We start from the raw sequence: 18,004 nt of genomic DNA, 5'->3' as shown, positions 1-18,004 counted from the left end.
GGTCTTCGGGGTGAGCTTCAGCAGGCGCGCCTTGCTGCCGTCTTCCAGCAGCCACAGGGCGCCATCCGGGCCCTGTTCCACTTCGCGGATGCGCTCGCCCATGTTGAAGCGTTCGGCTTCGCGCGCGCTGTCGCCATCAAAGGCCACGCGCACCAGCGAGGTGGACGACAGGCCGCCGATGAAGCCGCTGCCCTTCCACTGCGGGAACAGGCTGCCGCTGTAGATCACGAAGCCGGCCGGCGAGATCACCGGCGTCCAGGTCACCTTCGGGGCGGCGAATTCCGGGCGGGTGTCGTGGTCGGGAATCGGACGGCCGTCGTAGTGGTTACCGTTGGAAACGATCGGGTAGCCGTAGTTGGCGCCACGCACGATCAGGTTCAACTCGTCGCCACCGGCGGGTCCCATCTCATGCGCCCACAGCTTGCCGTTGGCGTCGAAGGCCATGCCCAGGATGTTGCGATGGCCCAGCGACCACACCTGTGCGGCAACCCCGCCCTGTGAGGCGAACGGGTTGTCGGCGGGCAGGCTGCCATCGTCGTTGAGGCGGATGATCTTGCCGAGGTTGCCGCCCATGTCCTGGGCCGGATCGAACTTCTGGCGCTCGCTGGAACTGATCCACAGCTTGCCGTCCGGGCCGAACGCGAGGCGATGCCCGTAGTGGCCCTCGCCGCTGACCTTGGGGCTCTGCCGCCAGATCACTTTCAGGTCCTTCAGCTGGCCACCCCCGTCGGCATCCAGTGCCAGCGTGGCCCGGGCCACCGCGGCACCGCGGGTGTCGAGCGTGCCTTCCTCGGCGTAGCTGACGTAAACAACATGATTCCGGGCGAAGTCCGGGTGCAGGATGATGTCGCCGAAGCCACCCTGGCCACCATAGGCGACCTTGGGAACGCCGGTGATTTCGTGCTTCTGCCCGTTGGCCGGGTCCAGGTGCTGCAGCGTGCCGCGCTTTTCGGTGACCAGCAGGCTGCCGTCGGGCAGGAAGGTCATCGCCCAGGGCTGGTCGAAGCGGCTGACTTCGGTGGCGGTGAACGGGCGCTGGTCGGTGGCGGTGGCTGCAGGCGCTGTGGCCTGGGCGGTACCCGAAGCCGGATCGGCGGCGTTGCAGGCGGAGGTGGCGAGGATCGGCACGAGGCCGAGGGCGAGCAGCAGGGGCGTACGGGTCATGGGTATCTCCAGGGCGGGGATGCGGATGGCCGGGCTGCCCCTTGTATACCACCGCAGCCGTTACCGTCGTGGCCCGAAGGTCCTGCGCCCCCCTGTGCGGCAGCGGCGGGATCGTCTAGGGTGGGCACGCCCGGGCAAAGCATGCCCGTCTGCCTGCCAAGGACCTGCAATGAATACTGCCATGCCTCACAAGCCCTCCACCGCCTTCATCGCCGCCTCGTGGGTGGCCCTGCTGCTGGGTGCGGCGGCGTACCTGATCGGCCTGTTCAATGCCACGATGGCGCTCAACGAGAAGGGCTACTACCTGACCCTGCTGCTGTTCGGCCTGTTCGCGGCGGTGTCGCTGCAGAAGAGCGTCCGCGACCGAGTCGAAGGCATTCCGGTCAGCGGCCTGTATTACGCGCTGTGCTGGTTCGCGTTGTTGTCGGCGCTGATGCTGCTGCTGGTCGGCCTGTGGAACGCCACGCTGGCACCCAGCGAGAAGGGCTTCTACGGCATGGCGTATGCCTTGTCGTTGTTCGGTGCGGTGGCTGTGCAGAAGAACACCCGCGACCTGATCGCCGCCGGTGGTGGCGAGAGCAAGCGCAGCGCGATCGTGCCGCCGCTGCCGGAACAGGAATGATTCGGTAGCGCCGAACCCATGCTCGGCTCAGCCGAGCATGGCTCGACCCTAAACGTGGGGCGAGAGCCGAGCGTAGGCTCGGCTCTACAGCAGCCTGGCGCTATCGCTTCAAGCGCGGATCCGCCAGCTGCGCTTCGTCCCAGCCACGGCGCACGGCGTTGCGTGCCTGCGCCCAGTCCAGGCGACTGCGGCCACGTTCGCTGGCCCAGCGCGATTCCAGTTCGCGCTCCACTTCCTCGTAGGCGCGGATCATGTCCTGCGCGCGCGCGGCATGGCCGATCCGGTAGGCCGGCTCGTAGTCCTCGAAGAACAGTTGGTCGTCGTAGTACGGCTCGGCGGTGTAGCGCTCGCGCCAATAGTCGCTGACCGCGTCGCGCGGCGTGCTGTCGTCCGGTACGCGGCCGGGAATCTGGTACTCGGTCATGAAAAGGCTCCGTTGTGGACGAAGCCTGATCGTGCCTGCGTGGCGGTTAACGGTCCGGTCCGACAGCGTGATCGCCAGATCAATCCGCCAGGCATGGCCCGGCGCTCCGTTCACCCGGCGTCCGCATCCTTGCGCGGCAGCGTGTAGATCACCGCGCCAATGACGAACGCGACCAGTGCAGCGGCGATGTTCTGCCAGCTGGCACTGGCGAACAGGGCCAGGCACAGCAGCAGCGCCAGCACCGGAATCAGCGGGCCACCGGGCAGCTTCAACGCGCCCGGGCGATCCGCGTAGCGCTTGACCAGCACCAGGACGGCGGCAGCGGTGCCGATGTAGGCGAACAGGCGCGTGGTCATCGACAGCAGGGCGAGCTGCACGAACGAACCGGACAGCGCCAGTCCGAGCGCGATCAGGCCCTGGCACAGGATCGATGCGGCCGGCGTATGAAAGCGCGGATGCACCTGCGCCAGGATCTTCGGCCCGTAGCCATCGCGGGCCAGTGCGAACAGGAATCGCGGGCCCATCATCATCGTGTTGCTGTTGGTACCCAGGATGGAGATGGTCGCGCCGATGGTGAGGATCAGTGCCAGGGCCTCGCCGCCGAAACCGGCCGCGGCGTCGGCCAGCGGCGTGGCCGAGCTGGCCAGGCCGGCCAGCGTACCCTGCGCCACCACCTGCACCGCGCCGTAGATGACGGTGACAGTGATGATCATGGTGATCAGCGCGAACGGAATATCGCGGCGTGGATTGCGGTACTCGCCGGCCGCGGCCGGGATGTTCTCGAAGCCGGCGTAGGCGTACAGCAGCAGCAGGGCGGCCTCGCCCATCCGTTGCAGGTCATGCGGGTCCGGGCGCTGGCCGGAGAAGGCCAGCTGTGGATCGATATAGAACGCGCCGATGGCCACGAACAGCAGCAGCGGCAGCATCTTGCCGATCACCAGCACCACGCCGGTGCGCGCGGCCGAGCGCACGCCGATGATGTTGACGCCGGTCAGGAAGCCCAGCGACACCACGATTACCGCGATGCGACCCATGCCGGCGCCGGCCCACGGCCAGAAGCGCGCGACCGCATCGGCCAGCGCGTTGCTCAATGCGGCCGCCGAGCTGATGCGGGTCAGCCAGATCATCCAGCCGATCTCGAACCCTGCGAAGCGGCCGAAGGCCTCGCGTGCGTAGAGGTAGCTGCCACCGGGTTCATCGAAGTAGCTGGCGGCCTGCGCGTAGCACAGCACCAGCAGCGCGACGACGATGCCAGCGGCGACCACGCCCCACAGGCTGAAGGGGCCGAGCAGGGCAACGGTGGCGGCCGGCAGCAGGTAGATACCGCTACCGATCACATCGTTGATCGACAGGCCGACGATCTGCCAGCGGCTGACCGCGCGCTGCAGCTGTGGTTCGTCCTGCGCGCTCAACGGGCGTCTCCGCTCAGCGCGGGCAGCTGCCACTGCACCTGCAGTCGCTGGTACTCGGTGCGCGGCAGCAGCACGAAGCGCGGCGTATCCTGCGGCCGCAGCCAGTCCAGCAGCGCCTGCATGCGCGCTTGTGGCATGGCGGTACAACCGGCGGTGGCCTCCCCGGGCGTGCGCCACAGATGGGCGAAGATGCAGCTGCCCTTGCCGGGCTGGTTGTCCGGGTTGTGGGCGATGACGAAGCCCTCCCGGTAGCGCACGTCGCCCTTGTTGTGCAGATCCAGCCGCATCGGCTCGGTGGAGCCCTTGATCGCTGCACTGCCGACTTTCTTCTCATCGACGATGCGGTTGTAGAACGGCGAACCGGGCACGTCCATGCAGTAGCTGCTGTCCAGCATCGGCTGGTAAGGCATTGCGGTGCCGGGGCGTGTGACGGCATAGCCGAACGCACTGCCGAGCGCGAATATGCCGGCCGGGCTGCGACCGTCTCCTTCCTGCTTCTGCGGGCCATCGGCCTGTGCCGGATGCAGGCCCAGTCCCCAGGCGCTGCCGGTACGGCCGAGCGCCACCGGGAACGCCTGTCCGTGCGTGTGCCAGCCCTTGCCATCGCGCACATAGGCCTGCAGCTGCCCTTGGGTACTGTCCCAGCCATCGCTGGTGACCACGATCAGCTGGCGCGCGCCATACAGCGGCGCCGCGTGAACGGACACCGTCGCAGCAAGCAGCAGCGCAGCGGTAGCGAGGCGAACCAGCGATTTCATCAACAGGTGCTCCGGTCAGGAATCCAGCAGGTGGTCGATCCGCTCCAGGTTCACCGCCAGCTGCTGCTGGCGGTCCGGATTGGTGTGGCAGAGCAGCACGAACAGGAAATCGAGCAGGGCGTGCATGGCGCTACGGTACAGCAGCTGCGCGACCTGCGGCGTGCGGTCGTGCGCGCAGACCGCCAGTGCCGCATCAGCATGCGCGCGCAGCGGGTTGGCAGTGTGGCGGGTAATGGAAATCACCTTGCCACCCATGTCCTGGAACTGCCGCGACAGCTGCGAAAGCTGCGGCAGGTTGCCGAATTCGGAGAACACCAGCAGCACATCGCCGGGGCGTGCGGCCGACAGGTTGGCCAGCATCAGGATCGGGTCGGTGTGCGGCACGACCAGCAGGCCGAGCAGCGACAGCCGCATGGCGAACTCGCGGGCGAACAGGCCGTCGTCACCCAGGCCATGGACGAACAGCTTGGGTGCGCCGTCGAGCAGCTGCACGATGCGCTCGATCTCCTCGCGTGGATTGGCCTGGCGTGTTTCCTCCTCGGCCTGCGCCTTGCTGCGGCGCAGGGCCTCGCCCAGGCGCAGGTAGTCATCGCCGCTGTCGGGTTCGCTGGGCACCTGTTGTGGATCGGCACCGGCGCGGGCCACGTCCTGGCCGATCGAGTACTTCAGGTCCGGGTAGCCCTTGAAGCCGAGCTTCTGGCTGAACTTCACCACGCTGGACTGGCTGATGCCCAGCGCACTGGCCAGCTGCTGCGATGAGTAGTCGCGCAGCAGGTGGGCGTTGTCGAGGATGAAGTCGGCGATGCGGCGCTCGATGGCAGACATCTGCCCGCGCTCGGTGCGGATCTTCAGCAGGGGCGGCATGCGGGGCGTCCGGGCATGTGTAGGCGCGTTGCGGTTGGCAGCGTAGAGCAGATTATGTGGTGGGTCGGGTGGGTGGGGTTCGCGGGGGACGCCGTGAATTCGTCCATGGGGGCCTGGCCGCGCTTGCTCGTTTGCGCTGTCCTGCGCAAACGGCAAGACCGGGGTTGGGCGTCCTGCCCAACCCGCCCGAGGCATGCCTCGGGCCCATGGCGCGGACACCCCCGCAAGCCCCACCCGCCCGACCCCGGACAGATCGCGCGCGTGCCAGCCGCGAGGGGGATACGGGGTAGAGCAAAAGCAAGAGCAAAAGCATCCACGCATGGCGTGGATCCACGGGATGCAGTTGTTGCCTTTGACGTTGAGTCCGCCTTCAAGCGAGCCGAGCACCGCAGGTCCGGCGAGGGCGAAGAGGCGCGGGTGTCCGAGCGTAGCGAGTTCCCGCGCCGTCCCTCGACGGGCCGAGGAGCGCAGGGAACCGGTGCGTAGCACCGGCTCGCGGTCGGCGGAGCGTTTCTTTTGGTTACTTTTCTTTTCGCGAAAAGAAAAGTAACGCCCGACCCAACGTCAGTGGCACGCCAGGCCAACCGCAAGGCAGAAATCACCCCAGCATCTCCAGCCCACGCACTTCGGTGATACCCAGCCCCGGCACGTCGCTGATGCTGATCTCCGATTCGTTGAAATGCACGCCGCCGCTGACCGGATCGAACTGGCCCAGCGAGGGACCGTCGAGGTCGACCTTGGTGATCACATCGCTCTTGGCCACGGCCAGGTGCACGGCCGCGGCCACGCTGATGCTCGATTCGATCATGCAGCCGATCATGCACGGCACGCCGTAGATGCCGGCGATGTCGGCGATGCGGATCGCGTTGGAAAGGCCGCCGGTCTTCATCAGCTTGATGTTGATGATGTCGGCCGCGCGCTGCTGGATCAGGTCCATCACCTGGCTCGGGCTGAACACGCTCTCGTCGGCCATGACCGGCGTGTTGACGCGGTCGGTGACGTACTTCAGGCCGCTGATGTCGGCGGCCTTCACCGGCTGCTCCAGCAGCTCCAGTACCACGCCGGCTTCCTCCAGCGTGCGCATCGCATGCACCGCCTGCTTGGCGGTCCAGCCCTGGTTGGCGTCCAGGCGCAGCAGGGCGCGGCCCTCCACGGCGGCGTGGATCGCCTTGACCCGTTCGATGTCCAGTCCGATGTCCTTGCCGACCTTGATCTTCAACGACTCGAAGCCGCGTTCGATCGCCGACAACGAATCGGCCACCATCTTGTCGATGTAGTCCACGCTGATGGTGATGTCAGTGGTGATCACCGGGTCGCCGCCACCGAGCATCTGGTACAGCGGGGCACCGTGCAGCTGCGCCCACAGGTCGTACAGCGCGATCTCCACCGCGGCCTTGGCGCTGGTGTTGCGCTCCATCGCGGTCTGCACCAGCGTGCACAGGTGGTTGAGGTTGACCACGTCCTGGCCGATCAGGCGCGGGGCGATGAAGTGGCGGATCGCTTCGATGATCGAGCCGTGCGTATCGCCGGTGATCACTGCGGTGGCCGGGGCTTCACCATAGCCGGTGTTGCCGCTGTCGGTGCGGATCAGCACCACCACGTCTTCCACGGTCTCCACCGTGCGCAGCGCGGTCTTGAACGGTGTCTTCAACGGCACGCGCAGCATGCCCAGTTCGATGGCGGTGATCTTCATTCAGGAGTCTTGGCCCGCAGGCGCTGGATGTTGGTGATGCGGTCGATGTAGCGGACGGTGTCGCTGGCCATCATCGGCTCCAGCGGCGTGACCGAAACACCATTGAGATGGGCCTGCACGCGTTTGCCGTCGGTACCGAACCAGCTGCCGCCCGCCGTATCGTGGATGACCCAGGTGCGGCCGTCGACGTGGCCGATGGCCATCATCACATGACCGGGAATGTAGACCAGGTCGCCCACCTGCAGGCGGGCGACGGCACGGTCGCGCACCGCATTGCCGTCCTTGCCGGTGAACGGCAGGCGGTCCAGCGCCGGACTGACCGCCTGCGCGCTGGTATTGCGCGGCAGCAGCACGCCGAAGCTGCGGTAGATCTCGGAGACGAAACCGCTGCAGTCGCGGGTGTCGTAGTCGTGGCCCCAGCCGTAGCGTTCGCCGAGGAACTTGAAGCCCTGCTGCAGCAACAGGCGCGGGGTCAGCGGCAGGTAATCGGCGGCGGTGTCCTGCGAGCGCGGCAGCAGCGCCGGCACCAGCTTCAATCGGCCATCGGCCTCGCGTACCGGCAACTGCACCACCCACGAGGCGTGGGCCTGCTGGCCGTTCACCGGCTCTGACGCGGGCCAGTCGGCCAGCACCGGCAGGCGCACGCCCATGTCCAGCTGCAGGCGCGAGACGCGCGGCTCCTCCGGGGTATGGGCGGTCTGCGCGGTGGCGCCGGTGACGATCCGGTACGGTCCCTTCGCGCCGTAGCCGAGCACCGTGGCCTTGTCGCCGCTGGCGATGGCGTCGGCTTCGATCCACGCGCTGTAGCGCTCGCTGTGCACGAACAGCCAACGGCCATCGGTACTGCGATGGACCACGGCCACCTTGTCGCCGGGGAACAGTGCCGATTCCTGGAAGCGGTCGATGTCGGTGTCACCGACGGTGCTGAAGACGCGCTCGCGGGTGGGGAAGGTGCGCAGCGCGGCACGCTTCACCACCAGCCCATACTGCGGTGCCACCTGTGTGGGAATCGCATCGAGGCCGAGGTTGGCTTCGATAGTGCTGCGCAGCGCGGGTGCGATCGCCTGGCCCTTGTCGTTGTAGAGGGCGCGGGTGGGCCAGCTCGACAGCGCGGTGATGCTGGCGCGAACCGTCGCCGCATCAAGCTGGGCGGGCAGTGTGGCGATGTCCTGGATGTGGCTGTCCTGCGCCCGCATCCGCGCGTTCTGTGCTTCGATCTGCGCGCGATCCAGAATCGGCGCGTCGGCGTCGTCCAGGCGCGCGGCCCAGTACTGCGGGGTCAGATAGGCCTCGTGCAGGCCGATCACATAGGGCAGCGGCGCACCCGGGTCGGGCGGTGGGGCCGCCTGTGCAAAGGCCGGGGCGGCCAGCAGGCACAGGGCCAGGGCCAAGCGGCGCGGCCAATGCCGGTGCCGTTCGCGGAAAGCCAGGCTCATGTGGTGCACACCCTCCTCGAATGCCTGTTGGAATATTTATTCCTTTTGGCCCCGAAAGCAAGAATAAATTATTGACCAACATCCCGGCCCGTGTTACACAGCCGTTACCACCCGCGCTGGGGAAGTGTCGCTGTGGATCCTGCCGTTCGCAAACCGCGTCTGACTGCCGCCGCCGGCCTGGGTGCCGTGTTGCTGCTGTGGGTGTCGGCCACGCACGCAGCAGGCGAGCGCAGCAGCCAGCAGCAGGCGCGTCAGGCGCAGGTGATCGACCTGATCGACAGCGGCCGTTTCCGCGACGCCGACGCGCTGCTGGCCACTACACCCGCCGCCACTGACGAAGCGTTCCAGCGCGAGCGCATGCGCCGCATCCGCCTGGATTTCGCCCTCGACGAAAACGCCGCCAAGGACGCCGTACGGCGCGGCATTCCCGATCTGACCGACGAGGAATTTGCGCGCTGGGACCAACTCGGCCTGATCGAGCATTTCGATATCGATGGCGAGCGTTGGTACTTCAAGCGCGCACCCTCCAACCTGTTCCTGCTCAGCGACGAAGCACGCGCGCGCCGCCGCACGGATGCACCGGTGCCGCCTCCGGGCCCCAACGAAGTGCTCAACGCCCACCATGCAGGCGTGGTTGCCGTGGCCGAACAGAGTGGCCAGGCGTCGGTATTGCCGCAGCGCTATGAATTCACCCAGTCGCTTACGGTGAAAGCCGATGTGGTGCCCGCCGGTAAAACGATCCGCGCGTGGATTCCGTACCCCCGCGAGATCCCCGGCCAGCAGGAGCAGGTGCAGTGGCTGGGCAGCACCCCGGGCAAGGCGCGCGTGGCTCCGGCACATACCCAGCAGCGCACCGCCTACCTCGAAGCCAAAGCGGTTGCCGGGCGGCCAACCCGCTTCGAGATCCGCTACGCGGTCACGATCTTCGCCCGGCATACCGCGATCAACCCGGCCGTAGTGCAACCGACCCCGGCCGACCCGGCCCTGAAGCCCTACCTGGCCGAGCAGCTGCCGCATGTGCGCTTCACCCCGGCGCTGAAGCTGTTCTCCGACCAGGTGCTGCAGGGTGAAGCGCGCCCGTATGAAGTGGTGCGCAGGCTGTTTGCTGCGGTCGACCGCATTCCCTGGGCCGGTGCGCGCGAGTACTCCACGATCAGCAACATCAGCGATTACGCGCTGCGGGCCGGCCATGCCGACTGCGGGCAGCAGACCCTGCTGCTGATCGCGCTGCTGCGCCTGAACGGTATTCCTGCACGCTGGCAGTCGGGCATGGTGTTCTCCGGCGACGGCAGCGGCTACAACAACCTGCATGATTGGGGGCAGGTCTACCTGGCGCCGTATGGCTGGCTGCCGATGGACGTGACCACCGGCGCACTGGCCAGTGATGTGCCGGCCCTCCGTGACTTCTATCTGGGTGGCCTCGATGGCTACCGCATCGCCTTCAACGACGATTTCGGCCAGCCCTTCGTGCCGGCCAAGCAGCACTTCCGCTCGGAAACGGTCGACTCGCAGCGCGGCGAGGCCGAGTGGGCAGGCGGCAACCTGTACTTCGACCAATGGAGCTACGACTTCCAGTGGCGGGTACTGCCAGCCAGGCAACGCTAGCGCGACACATCACATTCCACACCATTCAATTCTTGCAGGAGAGAGCAGGGGATGAAGGCTTACAGCATCAAGCGGGCGGCGTTGTGCGTCGCCCTTGGGGCGTGTCTGGGCGTGATCGCGCCCAGCGCATTCGCACAGGATGGTTCGGTGGTCGGCCGGCTGGTCAGCGATGCTGGCCAGGTACCGGCCGGTGCCACGGTGACCGTACGCAATCCGGCAACGGGCTTCGTGCGCTCCGTGCAGGCCGAAGCCAACGGCAGCTACCGCATTCCGTTGCTGCCGGTCGGCACCTATGAGATGGAGGTGAGCCTGCCCGGCGGAGGGGCCAGCCGCGTCGGCCAGGTGACGGTCAGTCTGGGCAGCGCGACCACGGTGAACGTGCCGCTCGGCGCGGTCAGCACGCTGGGCACGGTTGAAGTACGGGCACCGCAGGTAGTGTCGATGGTGGATGTGAAGTCCACCGAGTCGGCCACCAACATCACCCGCGAGGAACTCTCGCGGCTGCCGGTGGACCGTGACATCACCGCGGTGGCGCTGCTGGCGCCGGGTGCGGTGAAGGGCAAGGGCTCGCTGGGTGGCCAGGGCATTTCCTTCGGGGGTTCGTCGGTGGCTGAGAACACCGTCTACATCAATGGCCTGAACGTCACCGACTTCTACAATCGGGTCGGCTTCTCGTCGGTACCGTTCTCGTTCTATCAGGAATTCCAGGTCAAGACCGGCGGCTACTCGGTGGAGTTCGGGCGCAGCACCGGCGGTGTCATCAACGCGGTGACCCGCTCGGGCAGCAATGATTTCAAGGCCGGTGCCGAGCTGGTGTTTGAGCCGCGCGCGTGGCAGTCGCAGGCCCGCGACCGCTACGACGGCAACGGCAGCCGCTACATCACCGCCAGCCGCGACGACTACAGCCGCAGCGCGCTGAATGTGTTCGCTTCCGGTGCGCTGGTGCAGGATCGACTGTTCTTCTTCGGAATGTACGAGGCGCGCGACTACCGCCCGACCTCGACCAACGACGCCGGTACGCGCCTGAGCCAGGGCAAGGCTGATGATCCGTTCTGGGGCGGCAAGATCGACTGGCAGATCACCGACAACCAGATGCTGTCGCTGTTCGGTTTCTCGGACAAGAGCAAGACGCTCACCGATGTCTACGCCTACGACTACGCCACTGGGCAGACCGTGGGCGAGCGCAGCAACCAGATCTACAACACGGTGGGCGGCAAGAACTGGTCCGGCACCTACAGCTGGCAGGTGAACAACGACCTGACCATGAAACTGATGTATGGCGAGAACAAGCGCAACCGTGTGCAGAGCTCGTTGATGGACCAGAACTGCAACCGCGTGTTCGACAACCGAACCGCCAGCCAGGGCGTGCCGCCCTCGCTGCAGGGTGACCGCAGCTGCACCAGCAGTTCGCAGCTCGAATCCGCATTGGACACCCGCAAGGCCGCGCGCGCCGATTTCGAATGGACGCTGGGCAACCACCTGCTTCGCTTCGGCCTGGATCGGGAGGAGAACACGTCCGACTACAGTCGCGCCTATCCCGGGCCGGGCGGCCTGCGCTACGACGTCTACGCCCGCACGCCCGGCAGCTCGCTCAACGGCGGTGTCGTGCCGGCCAGCGGCCTGGTGGCGCGCACCCGTCGCTATGAAGTGGAGGGTGCATTCGAGACGATCAACTCGGCCTACTACCTGGAAGACAACTGGCAAGTGACGCCGAACCTCCTGCTGAACATGGGTCTGCGCCTGGAAGCCTTTGACAACAAGGGTGGCGATGGCAGCAGCTACATCAAGATCGACGACATGCTGGCCCCGCGCCTGGGCTTCTCCTGGGACGTGCGCGGCGATGGCACGACCAAGGTCTTCGGCAACCTGGGCCGCTACTTCCTGCCGGTGGCCAACGTCATCAACATCAAGCAGGCCGGTGGCTTCCTCGACGAGCGGACCTGGTATGAGTTCCTCGGCTACAGCGGCGCAGCCAACAACATCCCGAACCTGGGCGCGCAGATCGGCCCGGTGGACAACTCGCAGGGCGACGGCAGCGTGCCGGACCTGCGTGCAGAAGTGAACCGGGACATGGACCCGGTGTACCAGGACGAGGCGATCCTCGGCTTCCAGCAGATGATCAACGAAGCCTGGTCGGTCGGTGCCAGCGTGACCTATCGCCGGCTGCACAACGCCATCGATGACATGAACATCACCGCGACCGGGCAATGTGGTGCCATCGACGGGGTGTGGATCATGGGCAATCCGGGCCGCACCAACACCGTATGGGGTGATACCAACTGTGACGGCAGCAACGATGGCTGGATCAGCATCGATACGTCGAAGGAAGGCTGGGCGCTGTACGACGACAATGGCAACTACGTCGGCCAGCGCGGCTGGGTGAAGCCCAAGCGTGACTACAAGGCACTGGAGCTGCAAGTCGACCGGGCCTGGGACGGCAAGTGGGGCTTCAACGCGTCCTACACCCTCGCATACGGCCGCGGCAATGCAGAAGGCCCGGTCAACTCCGATACCGACTTCGCCGATGCCGGGCGTACCGAGAACTTCGACAATCCGTGGGTGAACTACCGCGGCTACGGCTATCTGGCCAACGACCGCCGACACCAGTTCAAGTTCCGTGGCAGCTATGCATTGACCGAGAACCTGAGCGTAGCCGCTACGCTGGGCGTGCAGTCGGGCAGCCCGATCACGCGCTTCGGCGCCGGTAATCCATTCGACGCCACCGATTTCCACAGCTACTACGTGTGCGTGTCCAACTGCCAGGCCACGGTGCCCTCCGAACGCGTGTTCGTGCATTCCCCGCGCGGTGGCGATGGCCGCACGCCGTGGACCTACGACCTGGACGTGAGCGTGTCGTACAAGGTGCCGATCCCCACCGACCTGCGTCTCAAGCTGGCGGTGTACAACGTGCTCAACCAGCAGCGCGTGGTGACCGTGGATCAGGACTACGAACCGCAGGACAGCATCGGTACGCCGAATCCGCTGTACCGCTACGGTACCGGGTTCCAGTCGCCGCGTTATGCGCAGCTGACCGTCACATGGGCCTACTGAGACCCGCCCAGCACGCTCGACGCTGCATCTGCGTGGCCGTGTTGGCGGTGTTTCCGGTTGCGGCGGCGCAGACCAGCGCGACCGCCTCGATCGATGCCGACGTCGCCGCCGTGGTCCAGCACGAGCACCTGCCCGGGCTGGCCATGGCGGTGGTCGAGCAGGGGCGTGTGGTGTACCAGCATGCCGAGGGCGCGCGCGGCGACGGCGGCCGCATCGACCAGGACACGCTGTTCAAGATCGCCTCCAACAGCAAGGCGATGACCGCCGCGCTGCTGGCGCGGCTGGTGCAGCAGGGCAAGCTGCGCTGGGAGGATCCGGTGCGGCGGCATCTACCGGGCTTCCGCATGCACGATGCGTGGGTGGGCGAGCAGATGCAGGTGCGCGACCTGCTGATCCACAACAGCGGTCTCGGCCTGGGCGCCGGTGACCTGATGCTGTGGCCGGAGCCGAACGCGTTCACCCGTGCCGACATCATCGCGGGGCTGGCGCACCTGAAGCCGGTCAGCAGTTTCCGCAGCCGCTACGCCTACGACAACCTGATGTACGTGGTGGCCGGCGAACTGGCCGCTGCGACGGGTGGCAAACCGTATGACCAGTTGATGCGCGAGCAGGTGTTCGAGCCGCTGGGCATGACCCGCTGCCAAGTGGGGACGTGGTCGGTGAAGCGGGTCGGCAACGTGGCGCAGCCACATGCCTGGCGTGGCGACCACAATACGGTGGTGAACGCCGATGGTGCGATCAGCCCGGACCTGCCGTCGATGGCCGCCGGCGGCATCCGTTGTTCGCTGCGGGACATGACGCGCTGGATGCAGGTGCTGCTCGATCCCGGCCTGGCACCTGGCTGGTTGGATGCTGAGCAGCGCCGTACGCTGTGGACCCTGCACATGCCGATGCCGCTGGGTGAACGCCAGCGGCGTTGGGACAACGCGCATTTCTACGGCTACGGCTATGGCTGGCGCGTGTCGGACATGGATGGGCAGTGGAAGGTGGCGCACACCGGCACATTGTCGGGCACGTACTCGTCGCTGGCGCTGCTGCCTGAGCGCAAGGTGGGTGTGGTAATGCTGATCAACGGTGAAGGCGAGGATGCGCGCATCGCATTGATGCAGACCGCACTGAAGCGCTTCACCGCCCCCGATGAGGCGCGTCCGGCGCTGGCGTACCTGGCCGAACTGAAGGCTGACCAGGCCATGCGAGCGGCAGGCGGCCATCAGCGGCCGGCGACGTCACAGGCACGGCCGACATCGGACGCCGATCTGCCGCGTTGGCAGGGCCGCTACACCGATCCGTGGCTGGGGCCGGCCTCGCTGTGCCCGGGCAAGGACGGCCTGCGCTTCAGCGTGGACAAGTCGCCCCGGCTGGAAGCGGCTGTGCTGCAGCTGCAGGGGCGCTGGCTGCTGCGCTGGGATACGCTGGGCGAAGACGCGCAGGCGTGGCTGCAGCCGGGTGAAGGCCTGGCACCGACACTGGACCTGCGCGCCATCGATCCGGACATCGACTTCAGCTATGACTTCCAGGACCTGCATTTCACTCGTACTGGCGATTGCCCTGGCAGCGACCACCAGCGCCGCTGAGCCACCGCGCGTTTCACCGGCCACCGACGCGGCCAGCGCCGGGCTGGTGGAGATCCGTACGTTGTCGCCGCGCATCGACCTGGACATCCGCTATGCGGGCGCCAACAACTTCACCGGCGCGCGCGTGCCCGGCTACGAGGCGCCTTCGTGCTACCTGCTGGCGCCGGTGGCGAAGGCGCTGGCCGAGGTGGAACAGGACCTGCGCGCCGATGGCTTCGGCCTGCGCCTCTACGACTGCTACCGGCCGGTGCGTTCGGTGCAGGCCTTCATGGCCTGGGTGAACGATCCGCGCGAGCTCTCGCGCAAGGCACAGCAGTATCCGGACCTGGACAAGCCGCGCCTGCTGGCCGATGGCTACATCGCCGAACGCTCCGGCCACAGCCGCGGTGCCACGGTGGATCTGGGCCTGCTGGATTGCCGAAGCGGTGCATGTGCGCCGTCGGACATGGGCACTGACTTCGACTTCTTCGGGCCACGTGCGCATACACAGACGAGCGGGCTGAGTGAGACGCAGGAGGCGAACCGGCGGCAACTGGTGCAGGCAATGGCACGGCGTGGTTTCGTGAACTATCCGCAGGAGTGGTGGCACTACACGTTCCAGCCGGAACCGGATCCCGGCTCCGCGTACGACGTCCCGGTACGGTAGGGGTATCGGCAGGGCTGCGCCCTGCACCCGCGGTAGTGCCGGCCGCTGGCCGGCAACATCAGACGCAACAGCAACAGCGTGCGTTCCGTGGGTTGGCTGGGCGGTGCCGGAGTGCGGGGACGCCGTAAATCCGTCCATGGAGGCTTGGCAGCCGCATCCATGCGGCTGACACCCCGCACTCCGGCACCGCCCAGCCTCTGACAGTTTCCCGCGCGGTCCGTTGTAGGGCCGAGCTCATGCTCGGCTGCTCTTTGTTCAATCGTCGAATTATTCGATCTCGATGGAGACTCATCCACGCACGGCGTGGATCTACCGTGGCTGCCGGATTGGGTCCGAAGCAGATCCCTTACACTGGCCGCCATCCCACCGTTGCCCATCCGATGAACCTTCCTCTGCACTTCGGCCTGCTCGGTACCCTGGAAGCCGGCGCCATCGCCATGCTGGTCGGGCTGCTGGTGTACTTCCTGTGGTCGCAGCTGTGCCGCCTGCTGCGGTGGTCGATGGGGCACGCGATCGGCTGGTCCTGCGTCATCGCCGTGATCATCGCCGCCGGCATCGATGCGTGGAAGCTGTTCTACATGGGCATCGTGCGGCTGGAATCGCCGCTGTACGCGCGCATCTTCCTGGCCACCATCCACGATCCGAACGAACTTGGCAGCCGTGTGGTGCTGGAAATCGCCGGTGCGCTCGCCGGTGTTGCTCTTGCATGGGTGTTGTTCAGTTCGCGGTCATCGGAAAAAACCGTCGACTGACGCAGGTTTTTCGTTGCCTGCCGGTTAAATGCAGAGGCGCTGAATGCGCATCTTATGAGCCACTCACTTCACCCTAACCACCGCGCTAAAGCATGCGTGGAGGCGAGTGGTTAATCGCATGTGTGCGGGCCGGTCGCGGCGCAAAATCGATTCAGAAACGCGGTGGCAGGGTAGGTGCCGTGCGGAATCAACACGCCGCGCAACACCACCCAATTGGCAGGAGACACCCCTGATGACTATTCGCAACCGCAAGCCCCTGATCGCCCTGATCGTCGCCGCTGGCAGCGTGCTGGCCATCCCGGCGATGGCCCAGTCGGCCAAGCAGCAGGCCGCGCATGCACAGAACGAGGCCGCTCAGGCCCAGCAGGCGGCTGCACAGGCCGGCCAGGCCGCCGACCAGGCGACCAATGCGGCCGCAGCGGCATCGGCACAGGCCAATGGCGGTGGCCAGACCTGGGCCAGCATCGATACCGATGGCAACGGCACCATCAGCAAGACCGAGGCGCAGGTGAACGCCGGCCTGGCCCAGGTGTTCGACCAGGCCGATACCAACAAGGACGGCGAGCTGAGCGCCGATGAGTACAAGGCCTACGTGGCCGCCCAGCAGGCCGGCGCCGGTGGCGCAGCGCAGGGTGCACAGGGCAGGTAAGTCCTGCGTCGGGGCGTATGGGAACCCGGGCGGCTTCGGCCACCCGGGTTTTTTTCGTCACCATGGCCCCTGTATCCTTGCGCGATGAACACCCCCACGCCTGCGCCGTCGCGCGCCATCGGCCTGGTCGGTTTTGACGGTGACGATACGCTGTGGAAGAGCGAGGACTACTACCGCAAGGCCGAGCAGGATTACCTTGACCTGCTGTCGCGCTATGTCGACGTGCATGACACCCAGACCGCCCGCCACCTGCTGGAAGTGCAGCAGCGCCACCTGGGCACCTTCGGCTACGGCGTCAAGAGCATGACCCTGTCGATGATCGAAGCGGCCATCGACATCACCGGCCAGCGCATCGAGGCCAAGGACATCCAGCGCATCCTGGAGATCGGCCACGACACCCTGCGCCACCCGGTCGAGCTGATCGATGGTGTACGCGAAGCGGTGGCGGCCATCGCCGAGCACTACCCGGTGGTGCTGATCACCAAGGGCGACCTGTTCCACCAGGAAGCGAAGATCAAGGTCGCCAACCTGGGCGAGCTGTTCCCGCGCATCGAGATCGTTTCCGAGAAGGACCCGGAGACCTACGCCCGCGTGCTGGCCGAATTCGACCTGCCGATGCAGCGCTTCGTGATGGTCGGCAACTCGCTGCGCTCGGACATCGAGCCGGTGGTGACCCTGGGTGGCTGGGGCGTGCATACCCCGTACGCAGTGACCTGGGCCCACGAGACCCAGCATGGCGTGGCCGACGACGAACCGCGCATGGTCACTGCCGATACCGCCCACGACTGGCCGGCCGCACTGGCGGCGATCGAGGCCAAGGCCGCTGCGGCCTGACAGGGCCCGTCGGCTGCGGCAGAATCGGGGCATGAACCACCGACTGCGCGCGCTGATGTTGTTCCTGTTGCTGGCGCCGGCCACCGTGCTGGCCCAGCAGACCGCCGAGCGCTCAAGCGCCTACGACGTGGACACCGGCGACAGCTGGGTCGATGCCCAGCTGCAGGACATCAACCATTACGCCGAACGCTACCCCGATGCCTTCCTCGACGAAGTGTCGCGCTATGCCGACGTGCCGCGCGGCTACATCAGCGCGCTGTTCACCACCCACGGCTGGCAGGCCGGAGACATCTATTTCGCCTGCTTCTGGGCCAAGGCCAGTGGCCAGACCTGCCGCGACAGCGTGCGTGCCTTCAGCCAGGACCCGGAGGGCGGCTGGGAGGCGGTGGTCAAGCGCATGCCCACCAAGCCGGACAATCTGCACTACCGGGCTGTGCGCCATGCCATCGTGGCCAGCTACCAGCACTGGGACCGGCCGATCACCCTGGATGCCGCGCTGAAGCGCCAGTTGAAGCGGTAG

Annotated in this window: 16 protein-coding genes; 9 read left to right on the top strand and 7 right to left on the bottom strand. The window is 66.6% G+C overall.

Going from position 1 to position 18,004, the window contains the following annotated elements; genetic code table 11:
* Window positions 1-1,164, bottom strand: a 1,164-nt coding sequence (locus N5E02_RS16045; protein WP_065197313.1) for a PQQ-dependent sugar dehydrogenase, incomplete at its 3' end; no start/stop codon positions are given.
* A gap of 169 nt (window positions 1,165-1,333) precedes the next feature.
* On the opposite strand from N5E02_RS16045, the gene yiaA reads away from it, so the two are divergent.
* On the top strand, window positions 1,334-1,786 hold the full coding sequence (gene yiaA / locus N5E02_RS16040) for an inner membrane protein YiaA (RefSeq protein WP_014645710.1): 453 nt from the start codon (window positions 1,334-1,336) through the stop codon (window positions 1,784-1,786).
* A 100-nt stretch (window positions 1,787-1,886) separates the two neighbouring features.
* Here yiaA and N5E02_RS16035 read toward each other — a convergent pair whose 3' ends face one another.
* The 6 genes from N5E02_RS16035 to N5E02_RS16010 all read right to left on the bottom strand — a co-directional run bounded on the left by N5E02_RS16035 (window position 1,887) and on the right by N5E02_RS16010 (window position 8,373).
* Window positions 1,887-2,210 (bottom strand): hypothetical protein, encoded by a 324-nt coding sequence (locus N5E02_RS16035; protein ID WP_005415023.1) that lies wholly within the window; start codon window positions 2,208-2,210, stop codon window positions 1,887-1,889.
* A gap of 110 nt (window positions 2,211-2,320) precedes the next feature.
* Window positions 2,321-3,622, bottom strand: coding sequence for an amino acid permease (locus N5E02_RS16030; RefSeq protein ID WP_164093483.1), 1,302 nt, complete (start codon window positions 3,620-3,622; stop codon window positions 2,321-2,323).
* Window positions 3,619-4,380: a L,D-transpeptidase family protein gene (locus tag N5E02_RS16025; RefSeq protein WP_279946489.1), complete on the bottom strand. Its 762-nt coding sequence runs from the start codon at window positions 4,378-4,380 to the stop codon at window positions 3,619-3,621. The genes N5E02_RS16030 and N5E02_RS16025 overlap by 4 nt, the downstream gene beginning before the upstream one ends.
* 15 nt (window positions 4,381-4,395) lie before the next feature.
* The gene (locus tag N5E02_RS16020; protein ID WP_053498690.1) at window positions 4,396-5,244 is read right to left on the bottom strand and encodes a MurR/RpiR family transcriptional regulator; all 849 of its coding nucleotides are present in this window, start codon (window positions 5,242-5,244) and stop codon (window positions 4,396-4,398) included.
* Window positions 5,245-5,842: 598 nt separating this feature from the next.
* Window positions 5,843-6,937: a dipeptide epimerase gene (locus N5E02_RS16015; protein WP_005415027.1), complete on the bottom strand. Its 1,095-nt coding sequence runs from the start codon at window positions 6,935-6,937 to the stop codon at window positions 5,843-5,845.
* On the bottom strand, window positions 6,934-8,373 hold the full coding sequence (locus N5E02_RS16010; RefSeq protein ID WP_279946488.1) for an SH3 domain-containing protein: 1,440 nt from the start codon (window positions 8,371-8,373) through the stop codon (window positions 6,934-6,936). Before N5E02_RS16010 ends, N5E02_RS16015 begins: the two co-directional genes overlap by 4 nt.
* 132 nt (window positions 8,374-8,505) lie before the next feature.
* On the opposite strand from N5E02_RS16010, the gene N5E02_RS16005 reads away from it, so the two are divergent.
* From N5E02_RS16005 to N5E02_RS15970, 8 genes are all read left to right on the top strand, one after another.
* Window positions 8,506-9,978 (top strand): transglutaminase-like domain-containing protein, encoded by a 1,473-nt coding sequence (locus N5E02_RS16005; RefSeq protein WP_139726646.1) that lies wholly within the window; start codon window positions 8,506-8,508, stop codon window positions 9,976-9,978.
* A 51-nt stretch (window positions 9,979-10,029) separates the two neighbouring features.
* Window positions 10,030-13,029 carry a TonB-dependent receptor gene (locus N5E02_RS16000; protein WP_188239174.1) on the top strand — a complete coding sequence of 1,000 codons (3,000 nt, stop codon included), beginning with the start codon at window positions 10,030-10,032 and terminating at the stop codon, window positions 13,027-13,029.
* Window positions 13,017-14,603, top strand: a complete 1,587-nt coding sequence (locus N5E02_RS15995) for a serine hydrolase (protein WP_279946487.1) — start codon at window positions 13,017-13,019, stop codon at window positions 14,601-14,603. The genes N5E02_RS16000 and N5E02_RS15995 overlap by 13 nt, the downstream gene beginning before the upstream one ends.
* Window positions 14,536-15,249 (top strand): M15 family metallopeptidase, encoded by a 714-nt coding sequence (locus tag N5E02_RS15990; protein ID WP_194442227.1) that lies wholly within the window; start codon window positions 14,536-14,538, stop codon window positions 15,247-15,249. Before N5E02_RS15995 ends, N5E02_RS15990 begins: the two co-directional genes overlap by 68 nt.
* Window positions 15,250-15,629: 380 nt before the next feature.
* On the top strand, window positions 15,630-16,001 hold the full coding sequence (locus tag N5E02_RS15985) for a hypothetical protein (protein ID WP_065186625.1): 372 nt from the start codon (window positions 15,630-15,632) through the stop codon (window positions 15,999-16,001).
* Between the two features lie 232 nt (window positions 16,002-16,233).
* Entirely contained in the window at window positions 16,234-16,650 is a 417-nt protein-coding gene (locus tag N5E02_RS15980) for an EF-hand domain-containing protein (protein ID WP_005407824.1), read from the top strand.
* An 84-nt stretch (window positions 16,651-16,734) separates the two neighbouring features.
* Entirely contained in the window at window positions 16,735-17,484 is a 750-nt protein-coding gene (locus N5E02_RS15975) for an HAD family hydrolase (RefSeq protein WP_053499038.1), read from the top strand.
* A 31-nt stretch (window positions 17,485-17,515) separates the two neighbouring features.
* The gene (locus N5E02_RS15970) at window positions 17,516-18,004 is read left to right on the top strand and encodes a hypothetical protein (protein ID WP_005415036.1); all 489 of its coding nucleotides are present in this window, start codon (window positions 17,516-17,518) and stop codon (window positions 18,002-18,004) included.

This window comes from Stenotrophomonas sp. GD03777 (genome assembly GCF_029842485.1).
GTDB classification, from domain to species: domain Bacteria; phylum Pseudomonadota; class Gammaproteobacteria; order Xanthomonadales; family Xanthomonadaceae; genus Stenotrophomonas; species Stenotrophomonas sepilia.
Note: the sequence above shows the minus strand (reverse complement) of the source record. Positions and strands in the feature narration are given on the sequence as shown.

Excerpts from the sequence above, each read along its gene's own strand:
- yiaA (WP_014645710.1), top strand. The coding sequence starts at position 1,334 with ATGAATACTGCCATGCCTCACAAGCCCTCCACCGCCTTCATCGCCGCC.
- N5E02_RS16035 (WP_005415023.1), bottom strand. The coding sequence starts at position 2,210 with ATGACCGAGTACCAGATTCCCGGCCGCGTACCGGACGACAGCACGCCG.
- N5E02_RS16025 (WP_279946489.1), bottom strand. The coding sequence starts at position 4,380 with ATGAAATCGCTGGTTCGCCTCGCTACCGCTGCGCTGCTGCTTGCTGCG.
- N5E02_RS16020 (WP_053498690.1), bottom strand. The coding sequence starts at position 5,244 with ATGCCGCCCCTGCTGAAGATCCGCACCGAGCGCGGGCAGATGTCTGCC.
- N5E02_RS16015 (WP_005415027.1), bottom strand. The coding sequence starts at position 6,937 with ATGAAGATCACCGCCATCGAACTGGGCATGCTGCGCGTGCCGTTGAAG.
- N5E02_RS16010 (WP_279946488.1), bottom strand. The coding sequence starts at position 8,373 with ATGAGCCTGGCTTTCCGCGAACGGCACCGGCATTGGCCGCGCCGCTTG.
- N5E02_RS16000 (WP_188239174.1), top strand. The coding sequence starts at position 10,030 with ATGAAGGCTTACAGCATCAAGCGGGCGGCGTTGTGCGTCGCCCTTGGG.
- N5E02_RS15995 (WP_279946487.1), top strand. The coding sequence starts at position 13,017 with ATGGGCCTACTGAGACCCGCCCAGCACGCTCGACGCTGCATCTGCGTG.
- N5E02_RS15990 (WP_194442227.1), top strand. The coding sequence starts at position 14,536 with ATGACTTCCAGGACCTGCATTTCACTCGTACTGGCGATTGCCCTGGCA.
- N5E02_RS15985 (WP_065186625.1), top strand. The coding sequence starts at position 15,630 with ATGAACCTTCCTCTGCACTTCGGCCTGCTCGGTACCCTGGAAGCCGGC.
- N5E02_RS15980 (WP_005407824.1), top strand. The coding sequence starts at position 16,234 with ATGACTATTCGCAACCGCAAGCCCCTGATCGCCCTGATCGTCGCCGCT.
- N5E02_RS15975 (WP_053499038.1), top strand. The coding sequence starts at position 16,735 with ATGAACACCCCCACGCCTGCGCCGTCGCGCGCCATCGGCCTGGTCGGT.
- N5E02_RS15970 (WP_005415036.1), top strand. The coding sequence starts at position 17,516 with ATGAACCACCGACTGCGCGCGCTGATGTTGTTCCTGTTGCTGGCGCCG.